This is a genomic window from Methanocaldococcus infernus ME (assembly GCF_000092305.1).
GTDB lineage: Archaea > AGJL01 > Methanococci > Methanococcales > Methanocaldococcaceae > Methanocaldococcus > Methanocaldococcus infernus.
The window spans coordinates 407,629-421,225 of sequence record NC_014122.1 but is presented as its reverse complement, the minus strand read 5'-3'; the positions used below and the strand labels follow the sequence as shown (position 1 = coordinate 421,225).

Sequence of the window (13,597 nt, the reverse complement as noted above, 5' to 3'; positions counted from 1 at the left end):
TTAGTGGTTAAAGTTTCTGAGTATATGACAAGGAATGTTATCACTATCAATGAAGAGGCAACAGTTAAGGATGTTATAGAGCTAATTAAAAAAACTGGACATAACTCTTTTCCTGTGGTTAGGGATGGGAAGTTAGTAGGAATTATCTCAGTTAGAGATATTGTAGGAGAGGATGAGAATAAAAAAGTAAAGGAGTTGATGACAAAAAGGGAGGATATGGTTGTTACCTACCCTGATGCCAATATAATGGATGTAGGTAGAATTATGTTTAGAACTGGCTTCTCAAAGTTGCCAGTTGTTGATAGTGAAAATAACTTAGTTGGTATCATCTCAAATATGGATGTTATCAGATCTCAAATAGAAAAAACTACTCCAAAGAAGTTGGAGAAGATTGTTAAAACTTATGAAAGCCTTGGCTATAATCCAAAGGTTGAGAGGGGGAAAGTTAAGGTTAGTAAGATTAAGCCAACTCAAAATAAGATAGAGGCTGATGAGCTACTTGGAAGAATCTATGAGATTAAGAAAGGGTTAGCTGAGCCAATCATAGTTTTAAAAACCAAAAAAGATTACTATATCTTGGTTGATGGTCACCATAGAGCTGTGGCTGCTAAGAGGTTGGGGATAGATGAGTTAGATGCCTATATCATCTATCTTGACACTGATAAGAAACTTGGGATAGAGAAGACAGCTGAGGCTATGAATTTAAAATCCTTGGATGATATTAAAATTGTTGAAACCAATAAAGATATGGATGTTGTGATTAGCCATGATTGTAAGAGGAGTTAGAGGAGCTAAAATTAGTGAAGATATATTTAAAGAAAATTTAGAATTTCAAATTTTAAATGCTAACTTAATAGCAAGTAAAAAGCATGTTATACATGCTATAAACCAAGCTAAGAGTAAAAAGAGAATAGCTAAGAACTTCTGGATGGAAATTTTAATAAGAGCCTCTGGTAAAAGGCAGATAGGAGAGGCTATAAATATGATTGGAGCAAGAGATGGGAATGTTTGTATCATTTGTAAAGATGAGGAAACTTTAAACAAAGTCTTGGAAAAAATTGGTGGAGAGCTTGATGACTCTGTCTTAGAGTTGGATGAGGAGAAGGAGAAGAGAATAAGGGACGCTTTCAAAATAAAGGGGTTTGGGAACACAGTAGAGAGAGTTTTAGAAAAAATTTCTCTCTTAGAAATTAAATTTTAACTTCCACTATTCCTCTATCCCACTCTATATAGTGGTTAGATTCTCCAAGTCTGTCAAGTCTTAATATAGGAACTATTGATGGAGTTGGTTTAATTCCCATCCTCTTCTGAAAATCTGTTTGTTCTTGAAAGGTTCCACTATTGATTAGAGCTACATTTCTATAAATACCATAACCATTTATGTGTATGTGGCCAGTGTGTAAAATATCTATATCCCTCTCTATAACCAAGTAATCTTTTTCCTCAGGAGTTATTGGACACCTTCCTCCATAAACAGGAGAGAGATGTCTCCTTTTTATAACCTCTTTCATGATTGTAAAGGGATTTTCATAGCTTGCTGTTGGTATCTGGCTAACAAGGTCGTCAAAGCTTCTACCATGGTAGAGGAGAGTGTCTAAACCATGAATATTTAAAGTACATGGGTTACCAACAAAGTAAATATTTTCTCTATTAAATAGCTTTATAATCTCCTTTGGAAGCCTTGGCTGAGGCTCTGCTGGCCTAACAGCATCGTGGTTTCCTGGAGAGATGACAATAGCTATATGCTCAGGGATCTGCTCTATATACTTAGCCACTTCCTCATACTGCTTCATAATATCTATTTCATATAGATCTTCCTCCTGTCCAGGATAAACTCCTATACCATCTACAAGGTCTCCAGCTATACAGATATATTTTAATCTACTAACTATTTTTTCCTCTAAGCTATTCTTAACATTTCCATTTAAAAATTCTATGAACTTCTCAAAATCTTTATAGAGGAATTCATTACTACCAACATGTATATCTGAGAGGAAAGCCATGTAGAGCTCTTCCTTTGTTTTATTTATGTAAGGCTTGTTTATTGAAGGCCTTATAATATCTTTAACATACAAATATCTATTAAATTTCCCAATAAAGCCAATAACTTCATCTAATAAGATCTCTCCAGACTTCTTATATAGCTCTTTGTCTATAACTGCTAAAACTCTCTCTTCCTCATCCTCAATTTCAACAATAACCTTATCTCCCCTATCCCTAACATCATAAACCATTCCAACAGTAAAAACTTCCTCCCCTTTGTAGTTCTCTAACTTTGAAATTGGTAAAGCCTTCCTTCCAGCTCTTCTCTCTATAAATTTCTTTAACCTCTCAAATCTATCCCTAAAGTATCTTATGAAATCATCTATCTTTCCTTCACATGTTGATTTATTAGAGACATCAGTATCTTCATATATACTAATTCTTGTCTCTATATCCTTAGCAATAAACTCTATCTTTCCTTTAAAGCTCTCTCTAATTTTTTCAACTCTCTCTAATTCCTTTATATGCTCTTCTTTTATTTCTTCTTTAACTTCCTCAATAGTTTCCTCTTTAGTCTCTTCCTTAATTTCTTCTTTTTCTTCAACTTTTGTTTCTTCCTCTTTTATAGGTTTTTCTTCAGTTTCTAAGGTTACTCCAGTGTAGTAATAGATAAAATCAAAATTTTTATATTTTTTAATGATGTCTTCTAAAGATTCATATAAAAAAATTTCAAAAAACTTCTTGTCTAAGAGGATAAAATCTCTATTGTAAAATTTGAATTCTCTAATTTTTTCTATAAGTTCCTCTATTCTCTCTTCACTCAACTTTTTTAGCTCTTCATAAACCTCAGGAGATAAGAGGACTTCTATCTCTAAGAACTTGTTTATCATTTATGTTTCCCTCTTGTTTTTATCATATAGCAAAGATAGTCTAAGGGATGAATGATAAATTTCTTCTTGCAAATTTCATCAGGAGTACAGTATTGAGCCAACCCCTTCCCATTGTCATTTTGCCAGTTTCTACAGTATTCACAGTGGGTAAACCTCTGATGTCCAACCTTATAACCAATGTTGTGCATTATATAATATCTTGTCTTCTCCTCATCAAAGTCCTCAACATTCTTAAATATATTAATAACCTCTTCTATAAATTCCTCAATATTTTTCTCTGATGTTATGTCCCTTGCTGACAACTCCACTAACTTCCCATCCTTTAAAGGTCTTAGGTTAGGATTAAACTTAGCTGCAAACCAATAGACTACAAAGCTTCTCCTTGCATAGTGGGAAGGAGAACCTCCACTTAGGATATCATTTAAAATATTCCTTATACATGGAGGATGCCATTCTATTGGCACTTCTCCTTTAAAAGAGGCTTCTATTTTAACACCTTCAACACTCTTAAAGCTATCTTTTAATAGCTCATCTATATATTCAATTACTTCCTTAACCTCCTCACTCTCAGGAAGCTCAACCCTTTTAGCACTCTCAACCAACTTCTTTATCTCAAGCCTTGCTAATTCATATCTATAAATTTCTTTTATCTCACCAATATCAACAAATCCTTTATTAACCTCAACCCTCTCCAAGGATAAGTCATTATTTCTTGACTCTCCTGAAACTTTAATAAAATCCCAAACAGACACTTTGTTGGGAACCTTAATTTTATCCTTCAATATCTCAGAATATTTTTTTATAAAAAAATTTGAGTATTTTGTATGGGAGATAATAGCTATTATAATCTTATCAACAAGCTCTAAAATTTCCTCTCTCTTTAAATTTAAGATTTTCTCAAGCTCTTTTAAATCTTTTTCAATGTTTTCTTCTTTAAAAATATTCCTTAGTCTCAACTTTATTAAAAATTTATAAGTTTTAACAAGCTCTAAGAAGTCTTGTTCCATTCTACCACTGCCTTAACATGTGGATAAGCTATCTTAACATCCTTCTCCTCTTTAACCTTCTTTAAAATTAAATATTGTATATCACTCCTAACCCTTGGTTTTTCATAGACATTTGTTATGTAAAAAACCTTAACATAAAAAGAGGTTCTTGTTATCCCTACCCTAACAAATGGCTTCTCAAACAACTTAGTTTTAAAATACTTGTTAAGTCTCCACTTCTCATACAACTTTCTCATTAACTCTCCAACCACTTCCTCAGCTGAGGATAAAACAATCTCTTTAGCCTTATCAACATCACTATCTAAGGTGAAGTGCACCACTAAATAGTCCCAAACATATGGGCTTCTCTTAGTGTAGTTTGAAATTGACTCTGTAAAGACTATTGAGTTTGGCACTATTAATAGCCTTCCAGTTGGCTCTAAGTTTGTGTCCCTCTCACTTAAATAGATGTGCTGAGTGCTGATCCCTACAATGTCTCCAATTCCATAGTTGCTTATCTTAATCCTATCTCCAATCTTAATATTCTTACTGAATAGTATCACTAACCAGCCAGCCATGTTAAGGATTGGAACCCTTAAGGCATAGGCAATAGCAGCTCCAATTAACCCTAAGGATACAACTAAGGAAGAGGTGTTTTGCTGGATTAGGAAAAGAATAATAAGAAAGATAATAGAATAAACTAAATATTTAAATATATATCCCAATCTTATATATTCATTTGCCTTATCCTCCATCTTTTTAGCATATCTCTCCAAGAAACTGATAACAATGTCATTAATGATAAGCCCTGAGATAACTAAAATAGCTGAGATAAATATTATTCTTGCATACTCCTTAATAAATAAGAAAAGAGTGTACTCTAAATTTATATTTGATAGTAAGTAGCTTAACAATGCTATTAAAATTAGTATCTTAACAACAATTCTAATATTCATTTAAAATACACCAAGAGGGGGAGATTTCTATGTACCTTAAAGGGAAATTTTTATATGGAGAAGATTATGAGCTTAAAGAAGGAGTTTTAGTTGTTGAAGATGGTGAAATTAAGGGCTTCACCAATGAGCATGTTGAAGCTGAGAATGTTGGCTTAGCCATCCCAGGAATTTTTAACTTACATACACACATAGCTGATAATTGTATTAAGGATGTTGGGATTAATAAAAGTTTAGATGAGTTGGTTAAGCCACCTAATGGGCTAAAACATAAATATTTAGGTAAGTTAAGTAGAGAGGAAATTAAAGAGGCTATAAAGGAAGGGATAAAGGAGTTAATAAACTTTGGAAGTAGAGTATTTTGTGACTTCAGAGAGGGAGGAGTGGAGGGAGTAAAGCTATTAAAAGAATGTTTAAGTGATGATATTAAAGCTGTAATACTTGGAAGGCCAACTTACAAGGGGGAGAGGGTTTTAAATCTCTCTGATGGCTATGGGTTGAGTGGAGCTAATGAGTATGAGGATGAAGAGCTAAGAGAGTTATATAAGGAATGTAAGAGAAAAAATAAAATCTTTTCTATCCATGCAGCTGAGCATAAAGGAGCTTTAGAGCTTAGCTTAAAAAAGTATGGAATGACAGAGATTGAGAGGTTAATTAACTTAAAGGTTGTCCCAGACTTTATAATTCATGGAACCCACTTAACTGAAGAGGATAGTTATTTAATTGAGAAGTATGAGATTCCAGTGGTTCTCTGTGTTAGGTCTAACCTTTACTATAATGTTGGCCTTCCAGATTTGGAGAAGATAAAGAGTATAAAAGCCCTTGGGACAGATAACTTTATGGCTAACCATCCTTCAATCTTTAGGGAGATGGAATTTATCTATAAATTTTATCATTTAGAGCCAAAAGAGATCTTTAGAATGGCTACAGTAAATGGGGCTAAGATATTAAACCTTAAAAGAGTTGGGTTAATAGAAGAGGAGTATAAACCACTCTTTACCCTCATAAATCCAAGAGTTATAAGATTTTCAAAGAATGTTTTGGCTACAATAATATTAAGGGTGGAAAAAGGAGACTTACTTAATAAGAGCCTTAACCTTCTTTCTAAGTAAGAATCCTAAAAGTAAGGTTAAGAAGATAATTAAGATGAGGAGAGCAAGAATATAGTAACTTAAGTATTCTCCTAAATAGTTAGAGTAAAAAGGGAGAGCAAATGAGAGAGCCAATAATACTATTATTAAGATGACTAATCCTACTATCTTCCTCATTTACTCTTCCTCTTTTTTCTCTTCTTTAGCCATCTCTTCCAACTTAGCTATAGCCAATCTTGAAGCCTCTTCAATTTCATCAACAAACATATATCCAATGTTAATTAAGGTTAAAACTGCCCAGATGACTAAGATGATTAAAACAACTCCAGCTATGACAACATTTATTCCCAACAGTATTGGTAGGAAGAACAAGTAAGCTACAGTGGCTATAATAACATAAGCTAACATTCTTAATCCATATCTGTATCTCTTTAACTTCTCCTCTGTAGCTCTCTCTCCAATTAACTTAGATGCTATAATGTCAGCAACTCCATCCATTAACTCTCCAAAGTCTTTGGCAATTCTTAACAAAACTATTAACAGAGCTAACCCTATGATAGCTGAGATAATTGGTTTTAAGGCATATAAACCAATTGTTGGATTTCCTAACTGATCAGCCAATGGGATGAAAACCCAAACCCCAAAGAGCCAGATAAGAACAGCTATAATTAAGCTTATAACTATCTGAGGAGCATTCTCTTTTAACTTTAAAACTCCCTCTTTAAATAATAACTCTGATTTATTCATTTATATCCCTCCTTTTATTTTTATTAAAAATGTCTTTGAAGTTCTATATAAAAATTTTTATTTTGTTAATGTTAATTTTTCAATCTAAATAAAAAAAAGAGTGGTTATTTTTTAAGAATTTTGTTAATTCCATCTATCACAGCTTCAACTGAGGCTCTTACAATATCCTCTCTTGCTGCTTTAGTAGTTATCTCCTTTCCATATCCCTCTAAGGTAACAACAACCTCAGCTAAGGCATCTGTTCCTCCAGTTATAGCATCTATATGATACTCTTTAATCTTAATCTTCTCTCCTATAGCCTTCTGTATAGCTTTGACAGCAGCATCAACTGGTCCAACACCAATGGCTGAGGTTTTTATCAAGTTATCATTAATTTTTAGAGCTACTGAAGCTGTTGGAATCACCTTATTTCCTGTCATCACAGCTATCTGTTCCAGATCAACCACTCTTTCTCTCTTGCTAACCCTTCCAATGACATCCTCAACTATGGCTTCAACATCTTTATCTGTAACCCTCTTACCCTTATCTCCTAAGCTCTTTATTCTCTTCACAATCTCCTTAAATTGCTCTTTATTTATGTTGGTGTAGCCAAGTTCTTTTAACTTAGCCTCTATTGCATGTGTCCCTGTATGCTTCCCTAAAATAATTCTTCTTCTTTGCCCAACCAACTCTGGAGGGATTGGCTCATAGGTAAGAGCATGGGCTAAAACTCCATGTGCATGAATTCCAGATTCATGTGCAAAGGCATTATCTCCAACCACAGCCTTATTAGGCTGAACCTTAACCTCTGTTAATTTCTCAACAAGCTTTGAAATATTGTAAAGCTCTTCTGTCTTCACTTTAGTTTTTATTCCATATATGAAGTGTAGGGAAGTGACAACCTCTTCTAAGGCAGCATTTCCTCCTCTCTCTCCTAAGCCATTAACTGTTACATGGCACTGAATTGCTCCAGCTTCAACTGCTGCTAAGCTGTTGGCTACAGCTAAACCAAAGTCATTATGACAATGGACAGATATATTATCAATCTCTTTCCTTAGCTCACTTATTAAGTAATAGGTAGCCCTTGGAATCATAACCCCAACAGTGTCAGGAACATTTATAATATCTGCTCCAGCTTCAACAGCTTTCTTATAAACCTCCTTTAAATAATCAATTTCAGTCCTTGTAGCATCTTCAGCTGAGAACTCTACCTTAATCCCATGCTCCTTTATATATTCAATGGCATTAACAGCTTTCTCTACAATCTCCTCCTTGCTCATCTTTAACTTATACTTTCTGTGTAGTGGGGAAGTGGCTATAAAAGTATGGATTCTATCAACTCCACAGTCTATAGCCCTATCAATATCTTCCTTAACAGCCCTTGCTAATGCACAGATTTCAGCATCTAAGTTTAGAGAAGCTATCTTCTTTACAGCTTCATACTCTCCACTTGATGATATTGGGAAACCAGCCTCTATAATATCAACCCCTAACTTATCTAAGTTGATAGCTATCTCAACCTTCTCATCTACAGTTAGTGAAACCCCTGGAGTTTGCTCTCCATCCCTTAGAGTGGTGTCAAAAATATAAACCCTATCTGGAAGCTTTAGTCCTTTTAGAGCTTCTTTAATTATTTCATTCTCCTCCTTGTATAGTATCATTCTCTCACCTTCTTACAGACTAAATATAGGGTTAATATAACCCTTATGTTGGTTATAATTGCCAATATGATAAAGAGTAGCTCAACCTTCTGAAGAAGACAGAAGATCATAGTAAGGAAAACTCTCTCATCCCTCTTCCCTATTAAATATTTCATCTCCTTTATATCCTTATATATGTCTCTACCAAAGGCAGCCTTATATCTTTCAGTTGAATAACTAACCATAACAGAGCCAAAGATGGCTAAGCAAGCTATAACCCACATTAGTGTAGAACTTATAGTTAGATAAGCCAAGACTAAGAGGAAGAAAAAATCTACATATCTATCTAAGATAGAATCTATGTAGCCACCTAACTTACTTGTCCTCAGTGAAGCCCTTGCTATCTCTCCATCAACACCATCAACTATAGAGCTAATTTGATAAAATATTCCTCCTAAGGGAATGCTTATGAAGCATAGTAAAGCTGACAGAATTCCTAAGATAAAAGAGATGACAGTCATTTGATTAGGGGTTAAGTGATCAACTAAAAAATAACTTATCCTTGTTGATATCTTCCTATTTATATACCTTGATATAAACCCATCTCCAGTTCCCTTAACAGAGTTCTTTATTAATAACCACTTAGCCCTCTTTATCTCCTCTGGGGTGTCAACATCTGTCCAAAACTTACCATCAACAAAATGAACCTTAACCTCAGCCTCTTTCATTACTTCACTTAAAGTTATCTTCTCCTTATTAATTTTCTCTATAGTCTTAAAAATTTCAGGAGTTAGGATAAAGAAGCCAGTATCTACAGCATCAAACTCCTTTAAATGTTTCCCAATATCTTTAACCCTATTATTTAAAACCTTAACCTTTGTAGCCTCTTCTACATCTATATATCTTGGCTCTCTATCAGCAACTAAGCCCTCTCCTTTAATAGCCTCTTTTAAAAAGTCTTCCCCATAGATGTGGTCACTCATCATTAAAATAAAAGGCTCTTTAACATAGTCCTTAGCTAAGTAGAGAGAGTAACCATTTTCTCTCTCAGGCTCTTTATTTATAACTACTTTTCCCCTGAAGTTATACTTTTTTAAAAACTCTTCAAATTTTTTATAGTATTTAGTGTTGGTTATAATTATAAACTCCTTTACTCCTAAGTTTTCCAATATTTTCATATTTCTATATAATATTTCTCTTCCAGCAATCTTTATTAACCCCTTTGGAGTCTCTGGTTCTCCCATTCTCTTGGCTAACCCAGCTGCCAAAATCACAGCTTTATCCATAAAGTTCACCTTTTATGAACTAATATTCAACAATAGTTAAGTTTATATATAATTAACTCTTAGTATGAAACTTGAAAGCAAAATCTGTGAGATGGCTATGATAGGGATCTGCTCATACTTAGTTAGTGAGATAACAAATAAAGGCTTTAGCTTAGATGAGCTAAAAGTTAATTGTGTAGAGCTTGGATTCAGTGATATTCCTCTATTGGATAAGGATGGAGAGATTAATAGAGAAGCTATAGACTATTTATCAACTTTAAATGTTAAATACACACTCCACTCTCCAACATCTGATGAGCCAAATAGTGTTTGTGTAGACCTTGGAAAGGGAGAGAGGGATTTAAAGATAATGGAGAATGTCTTTAAAATAGCTTCATTACTTAATATTAAGTATGTTGTTATCCATGGTGGAGACATAAATGGTTCTTACCATAAGGCATATATAAATACTCTAAGAGCTTTAAAGTCTTTAATTAACTTGGCAAATGAATACTCTGTTAAGATAGTCCTTGAAAACCTCTGTGATAATAGAATTGGAGCCTTTCCCCATGAGTTCTCTGGCTTACTTGATGATGAGATTGGAGTAACCTTAGATGTTGGTCATGCCTATCTAATGTGTAATAAGTATGGAATGAGCATGAGAGAATACTTTAAAATGCTAAGACCATATATAGAGCATGTCCATCTACATGACAACTTTGGTTTTGTTGATAACCACTTACCCTTAGGAGAGGGAAATATTAACTGGAAGATGGTTTTAAATGAGCTAAGGAAGTGTAAGGTTAAGAACTTAATCTTGGAGATAAGAAATTACTACAATGAAATGAATGTTAAGAACAGCATAAAGTTAGCTTCAAAGGGATACAAGAAGAGATATGTTAAGAGACTCTTACTTAGAGAAATAAGGGTTCCATACATTAATTAAAAATTTTTATAATTTTATCTCTTTTTTAATTATTAACTTCAACTTAAAACATATTTTTCTATTTTATCCAAATATATAAACTAATAAATTGTGAGCAAACATGAAAGAGAAGCTAATGAGATGTATCATAGAGAGAATTTTAAAAGAATACAAAGAGGGAAAAACCTTAGACAAAAAAAGGATAGAGCAAATTAAAAGTGAGTGTTTAAGAATTTACAGAATTGGAATAGGGCATCCATCAAACTCTGAAATTTTAAAGTATGCAACTGAAGAGGAGAAGAAAATTTTAATTCCAATTTTAAGAAAGAAGCCTGTTAGAACCATCTCAGGGGTTGCTGTTGTTGCAGTTATGACATCCCCAGCTAAGTGTCCACATGGTAAATGTATCTTTTGCCCTGGAGGTTTAGATAGTGTCTTTGGAGATGTTCCTCAGAGTTATACTGGAAGAGAGCCTGCAACAATGAGGGGCTTGATGTTTAACTTTGACCCTTACTTACAAACAAGGGCAAGGATAGAGCAGTTGGAAAAGGTTGGGCATCCAACTGATAAAATTGAGCTCATCATCATGGGAGGAACCTTTCCAGCAAGGGAAATAGAGTATCAGGATTGGTTTATAAAGAGATGCTTAGATGCAATGAATGAAAGGGAAAGTAAAAGCTTAGAAGAGGCTCAGAAGATTAATGAGACGGCTAAGCATAGATGTGTAGCCCTCTGTATAGAGACAAGGCCAGACTACTGTAGTGAGAAAGAGATAAACCAGATGCTTAAGTTGGGAGCTACAAGAGTTGAGTTAGGGGTTCAGTCAATTTATAATGAAATATTAAAGCTATGTAAGAGAGGGCATAGTGTTGAAGACACTATAAAGGCTACACAACTCTTAAAAGATAGTGGGTTAAAGGTTTCTTATCATCTAATGCCAGGGATGCCAGGATCAAGTATAGAGATGGACAAGAAGATGTTTAAGGAAATCTTTACGAACCCTGACTTTATGCCAGACATGGTTAAAATCTATCCTTGCTTAGTTATAGAGGGGACAGAGCTTTATGAGATGTGGAAGAGGGGAGAGTTTAAACCTTACAGAGAAGAGGAGGCTATAGAAGTTATCAGCTATGCTAAATCTATCATGCCTAAGTGGGTTAGAACTTCAAGGATTCAGAGGGATATTCCTGCAACTGTTATAGTTGATGGAGTTAAGAAGAGTAACTTAGGAGAGCTTGTTTATAAGTATATGGAGAAAAAAGGGTTAAGGTGTAGATGTATAAGATGTAGAGAGGTAGGACATGTTTATTACAAAAAAGGCATCTTACCAGATCCTGAGCATATAAAGTTGGTTAGGGAAGATTATGAGGCAAGTGGAGGAACTGAAATTTTCTTATCCTTTGAAGATGTTAAAAATGACATATTAATAGCCTTTTTAAGGTTGAGAGATCCATATAAACCATTTAGGAAAGAGATTGATGATAAAACTATGTTAGTTAGACAGCTACATGTTTTTGGATGGGAAAAGGCTTTAACAAGAGATATAAAAGAGGTTAGCTGGCAACATATGGGATATGGAAGGATGTTGATGAAAGAAGCTGAGAGAATAGCTAAGGAAGAGTTTGGGAAAAAGAAGATATTGGTCACAAGTGGAATAGGGGTTAGGGAATATTACAGAAAGTTGGGGTATAAAAGAGTTGGAGCTTATATGGGGAAAGAGCTTTAACTCTTCTTTCTGTATTTTGGGTGATACTTCATAATTAATTCCTTATCAACTCTCTTCAACTCTTCTTCTGGTAGTATGGCTAATAACTCCCAGAGTAAGTCAAGAGTTTCTTCTATACTTCTCTCCTCATCCTTTCCTTGGTTGACAAACCTCTTCTCAAACTCATCAGCAAACTTTAGGTAAGCTCTATCTCTCTCAGTTAAAGCCTCTTCCCCAACAACAGCAACCAAGTCTCTTAAACTTCTACCCTCTGCATAGGCAGCATAGGCTTGGTTAACAACTTTTTTATGATCCTCTCTTGTCTTTCCAGGCCCTTGACCACTTCCAGCCAATCTTGATAGGGATGGAAGGACATCAATAGGTGGGTAAATTCCTTTTCTATGTAACTCTCTTGATAGAACTATCTGTCCCTCTGTAATATAACCAGTTAAGTCTGGGATTGGGTGGGTTATATCATCATCTGGCATGGTTAAGATAGGAATTTGTGTTATTGTTCCAACCTTTCCTTTAACCCTTCCAGCTCTTTCATAGATAGTAGCTAAGTCAGTATACATATAACCAGGATATCCTCTTCTTCCAGGAACCTCATTTCTTGCTGCTGAGATTTCCCTTAAAGCTTCACAGTAGTTAGTCATGTCAGTTAAGATAACTAAGACATGCATGTCCTTCTCAAATGCCAAGTATTCAGCAACAGTTAAAGCCATTCTTGGAGTTAAGATTCTTTCAATTGCTGGGTCGTTAGCTAAGTTGATGAAGACAACAGCCTTCTCTAAAGCTCCTGTTCTTCTAAACTCTTCCATGAAGAAGTTAGCCTCTTCAGCTGTAATCCCCATAGCTGCAAAGACGACAGCGAACTTTTCCCCTTCTCCTCTAACCTTTGCCTGTCTTGCAATTTGGACAGCTAACTGGTTGTGTGGCAAACCAGACCCTGAGAAGATTGGAAGCTTTTGCCCTCTAACTAATGTGTTCATCCCATCAATTGTAGAGATTCCAGTTTGTATAAAGTCACTTGGGTACTTTCTTGAAACAGGGTTTAGTGGATAGCCATTAATATCTAACTCCATCTCTGGAACTATCTCTGGCCCCCCATCTATTGGCTGTCCTCTACCATTGAAGATTCTTCCTAACATTTCAGTAGAGACTCCTATCTTAGCAGTCTTTCCTGTAAATCTAACTCTTGTTTTATCAACATTTAACCCAGTTGTCCCCTCAAAAACCTGAACTACAGCTAAACCTTCTCTTGCCTCTAAAACTTGACCCATTCTCTTCTCTCCATCTGGACAGATGATCTCAACTATCTCTCCATAAGCAGCTCCTTCAACTCCTTCAACTATCAATAAAGGCCCAGCTATACTTTTAATTGAGCTATACTCTATAGCTGCTGATGCCATAAAATCTCACCCTAAAAAGTT

At 34.8% G+C, this 13,597-nt stretch carries 13 protein-coding genes; 5 read left to right on the top strand and 8 right to left on the bottom strand.

The features are described 5' to 3' along the window. Positions 1-3 precede the first annotated feature (3 nt). Positions 4-786: a CBS domain-containing ParB/RepB/Spo0J family partition protein gene (locus tag METIN_RS02310; protein WP_013099879.1), complete on the top strand. Its 783-nt coding sequence runs from the start codon at positions 4-6 to the stop codon at positions 784-786. Next, positions 767-1,201, top strand: a complete 435-nt coding sequence (gene cgi121 / locus METIN_RS02305) for a KEOPS complex subunit Cgi121 (RefSeq protein ID WP_013099878.1) — start codon at positions 767-769, stop codon at positions 1,199-1,201. Before METIN_RS02310 ends, cgi121 begins: the two co-directional genes overlap by 20 nt. Here the strand turns inward: cgi121 and METIN_RS02300 are convergent. Genes METIN_RS02300 through METIN_RS02290 form a run of 3 tightly spaced genes read right to left on the bottom strand, consistent with a single transcriptional unit; the run spans position 1,191 to position 4,815 of the window. Next, a complete protein-coding gene (locus tag METIN_RS02300) occupies positions 1,191-2,873 on the bottom strand; it encodes a DNA-directed DNA polymerase II small subunit (RefSeq protein ID WP_013099877.1) in 1,683 nt (560 codons plus the stop codon). The two genes, cgi121 and METIN_RS02300, sit on opposite strands and share 11 nt — an antisense overlap. Then, positions 2,870-3,880, bottom strand: a complete 1,011-nt coding sequence (locus METIN_RS02295) for a hypothetical protein (protein WP_013099876.1) — start codon at positions 3,878-3,880, stop codon at positions 2,870-2,872. Before METIN_RS02295 ends, METIN_RS02300 begins: the two co-directional genes overlap by 4 nt. After that, the gene (locus METIN_RS02290) at positions 3,862-4,815 is read right to left on the bottom strand and encodes a mechanosensitive ion channel domain-containing protein (RefSeq protein WP_013099875.1); all 954 of its coding nucleotides are present in this window, start codon (positions 4,813-4,815) and stop codon (positions 3,862-3,864) included. The genes METIN_RS02295 and METIN_RS02290 overlap by 19 nt, the downstream gene beginning before the upstream one ends. Positions 4,816-4,844: 29 nt before the next feature. Here METIN_RS02290 and METIN_RS02285 point away from each other — a divergent pair, with 29 nt between their 5' ends. Further along, positions 4,845-5,924, top strand: coding sequence for an amidohydrolase family protein (locus tag METIN_RS02285; RefSeq protein ID WP_013099874.1), 1,080 nt, complete (start codon positions 4,845-4,847; stop codon positions 5,922-5,924). On the opposite strand, the gene METIN_RS02280 is transcribed toward METIN_RS02285, so the two are convergent. From METIN_RS02280 to METIN_RS02265, 4 genes are all read right to left on the bottom strand, one after another. Next, complete coding sequence (locus tag METIN_RS02280; protein ID WP_013099873.1) at positions 5,889-6,080, bottom strand: hypothetical protein; 192 nt, start codon at positions 6,078-6,080, stop codon at positions 5,889-5,891. The two genes, METIN_RS02285 and METIN_RS02280, sit on opposite strands and share 36 nt — an antisense overlap. Then, positions 6,081-6,650 (bottom strand): hypothetical protein, encoded by a 570-nt coding sequence (locus tag METIN_RS02275; protein WP_013099872.1) that lies wholly within the window; start codon positions 6,648-6,650, stop codon positions 6,081-6,083. It lies immediately after the preceding gene. Between the two features lie 104 nt (positions 6,651-6,754). Beyond that, on the bottom strand, positions 6,755-8,290 hold the full coding sequence (locus METIN_RS02270) for a 2-isopropylmalate synthase (RefSeq protein ID WP_013099871.1): 1,536 nt from the start codon (positions 8,288-8,290) through the stop codon (positions 6,755-6,757). Further along, positions 8,287-9,555: a bifunctional L-myo-inositol-1-phosphate cytidylyltransferase/CDP-L-myo-inositol myo-inositolphosphotransferase gene (locus tag METIN_RS02265; RefSeq protein ID WP_013099870.1), complete on the bottom strand. Its 1,269-nt coding sequence runs from the start codon at positions 9,553-9,555 to the stop codon at positions 8,287-8,289. Before METIN_RS02265 ends, METIN_RS02270 begins: the two co-directional genes overlap by 4 nt. 97 nt (positions 9,556-9,652) lie before the next feature. Here METIN_RS02265 and METIN_RS02260 point away from each other — a divergent pair, with 97 nt between their 5' ends. Further along, complete coding sequence (locus METIN_RS02260; protein WP_048203313.1) at positions 9,653-10,480, top strand: sugar phosphate isomerase/epimerase family protein; 828 nt, start codon at positions 9,653-9,655, stop codon at positions 10,478-10,480. Positions 10,481-10,580: 100 nt separating this feature from the next. After that, a complete protein-coding gene (locus tag METIN_RS02255; RefSeq protein WP_013099868.1) occupies positions 10,581-12,185 on the top strand; it encodes a tRNA uridine(34) 5-carboxymethylaminomethyl modification radical SAM/GNAT enzyme Elp3 in 1,605 nt (534 codons plus the stop codon). Here METIN_RS02255 and METIN_RS02250 read toward each other — a convergent pair. Beyond that, a complete protein-coding gene (locus METIN_RS02250) occupies positions 12,182-13,576 on the bottom strand; it encodes an ATP synthase subunit B (protein ID WP_013099867.1) in 1,395 nt (464 codons plus the stop codon). The genes METIN_RS02255 and METIN_RS02250 overlap by 4 nt on opposite strands. Positions 13,577-13,597 lie beyond the last annotated feature (21 nt).

Bases quoted from the DNA above. Each gene is read 5' to 3' on its own strand.
- cgi121 (WP_013099878.1), top strand. From the start codon at position 767: ATGATTGTAAGAGGAGTTAGAGGAGCTAAAATTAGTGAAGATATATTT.
- METIN_RS02300 (WP_013099877.1), bottom strand. From the start codon at position 2,873: ATGATAAACAAGTTCTTAGAGATAGAAGTCCTCTTATCTCCTGAGGTT.
- METIN_RS02295 (WP_013099876.1), bottom strand. From the start codon at position 3,880: ATGGAACAAGACTTCTTAGAGCTTGTTAAAACTTATAAATTTTTAATA.
- METIN_RS02290 (WP_013099875.1), bottom strand. From the start codon at position 4,815: ATGAATATTAGAATTGTTGTTAAGATACTAATTTTAATAGCATTGTTA.
- METIN_RS02285 (WP_013099874.1), top strand. From the start codon at position 4,845: ATGTACCTTAAAGGGAAATTTTTATATGGAGAAGATTATGAGCTTAAA.
- METIN_RS02280 (WP_013099873.1), bottom strand. From the start codon at position 6,080: ATGAGGAAGATAGTAGGATTAGTCATCTTAATAATAGTATTATTGGCT.
- METIN_RS02275 (WP_013099872.1), bottom strand. From the start codon at position 6,650: ATGAATAAATCAGAGTTATTATTTAAAGAGGGAGTTTTAAAGTTAAAA.
- METIN_RS02270 (WP_013099871.1), bottom strand. From the start codon at position 8,290: ATGATACTATACAAGGAGGAGAATGAAATAATTAAAGAAGCTCTAAAA.
- METIN_RS02265 (WP_013099870.1), bottom strand. From the start codon at position 9,555: ATGGATAAAGCTGTGATTTTGGCAGCTGGGTTAGCCAAGAGAATGGGA.
- METIN_RS02260 (WP_048203313.1), top strand. From the start codon at position 9,653: ATGATAGGGATCTGCTCATACTTAGTTAGTGAGATAACAAATAAAGGC.
- METIN_RS02255 (WP_013099868.1), top strand. From the start codon at position 10,581: ATGAAAGAGAAGCTAATGAGATGTATCATAGAGAGAATTTTAAAAGAA.
- METIN_RS02250 (WP_013099867.1), bottom strand. From the start codon at position 13,576: ATGGCATCAGCAGCTATAGAGTATAGCTCAATTAAAAGTATAGCTGGG.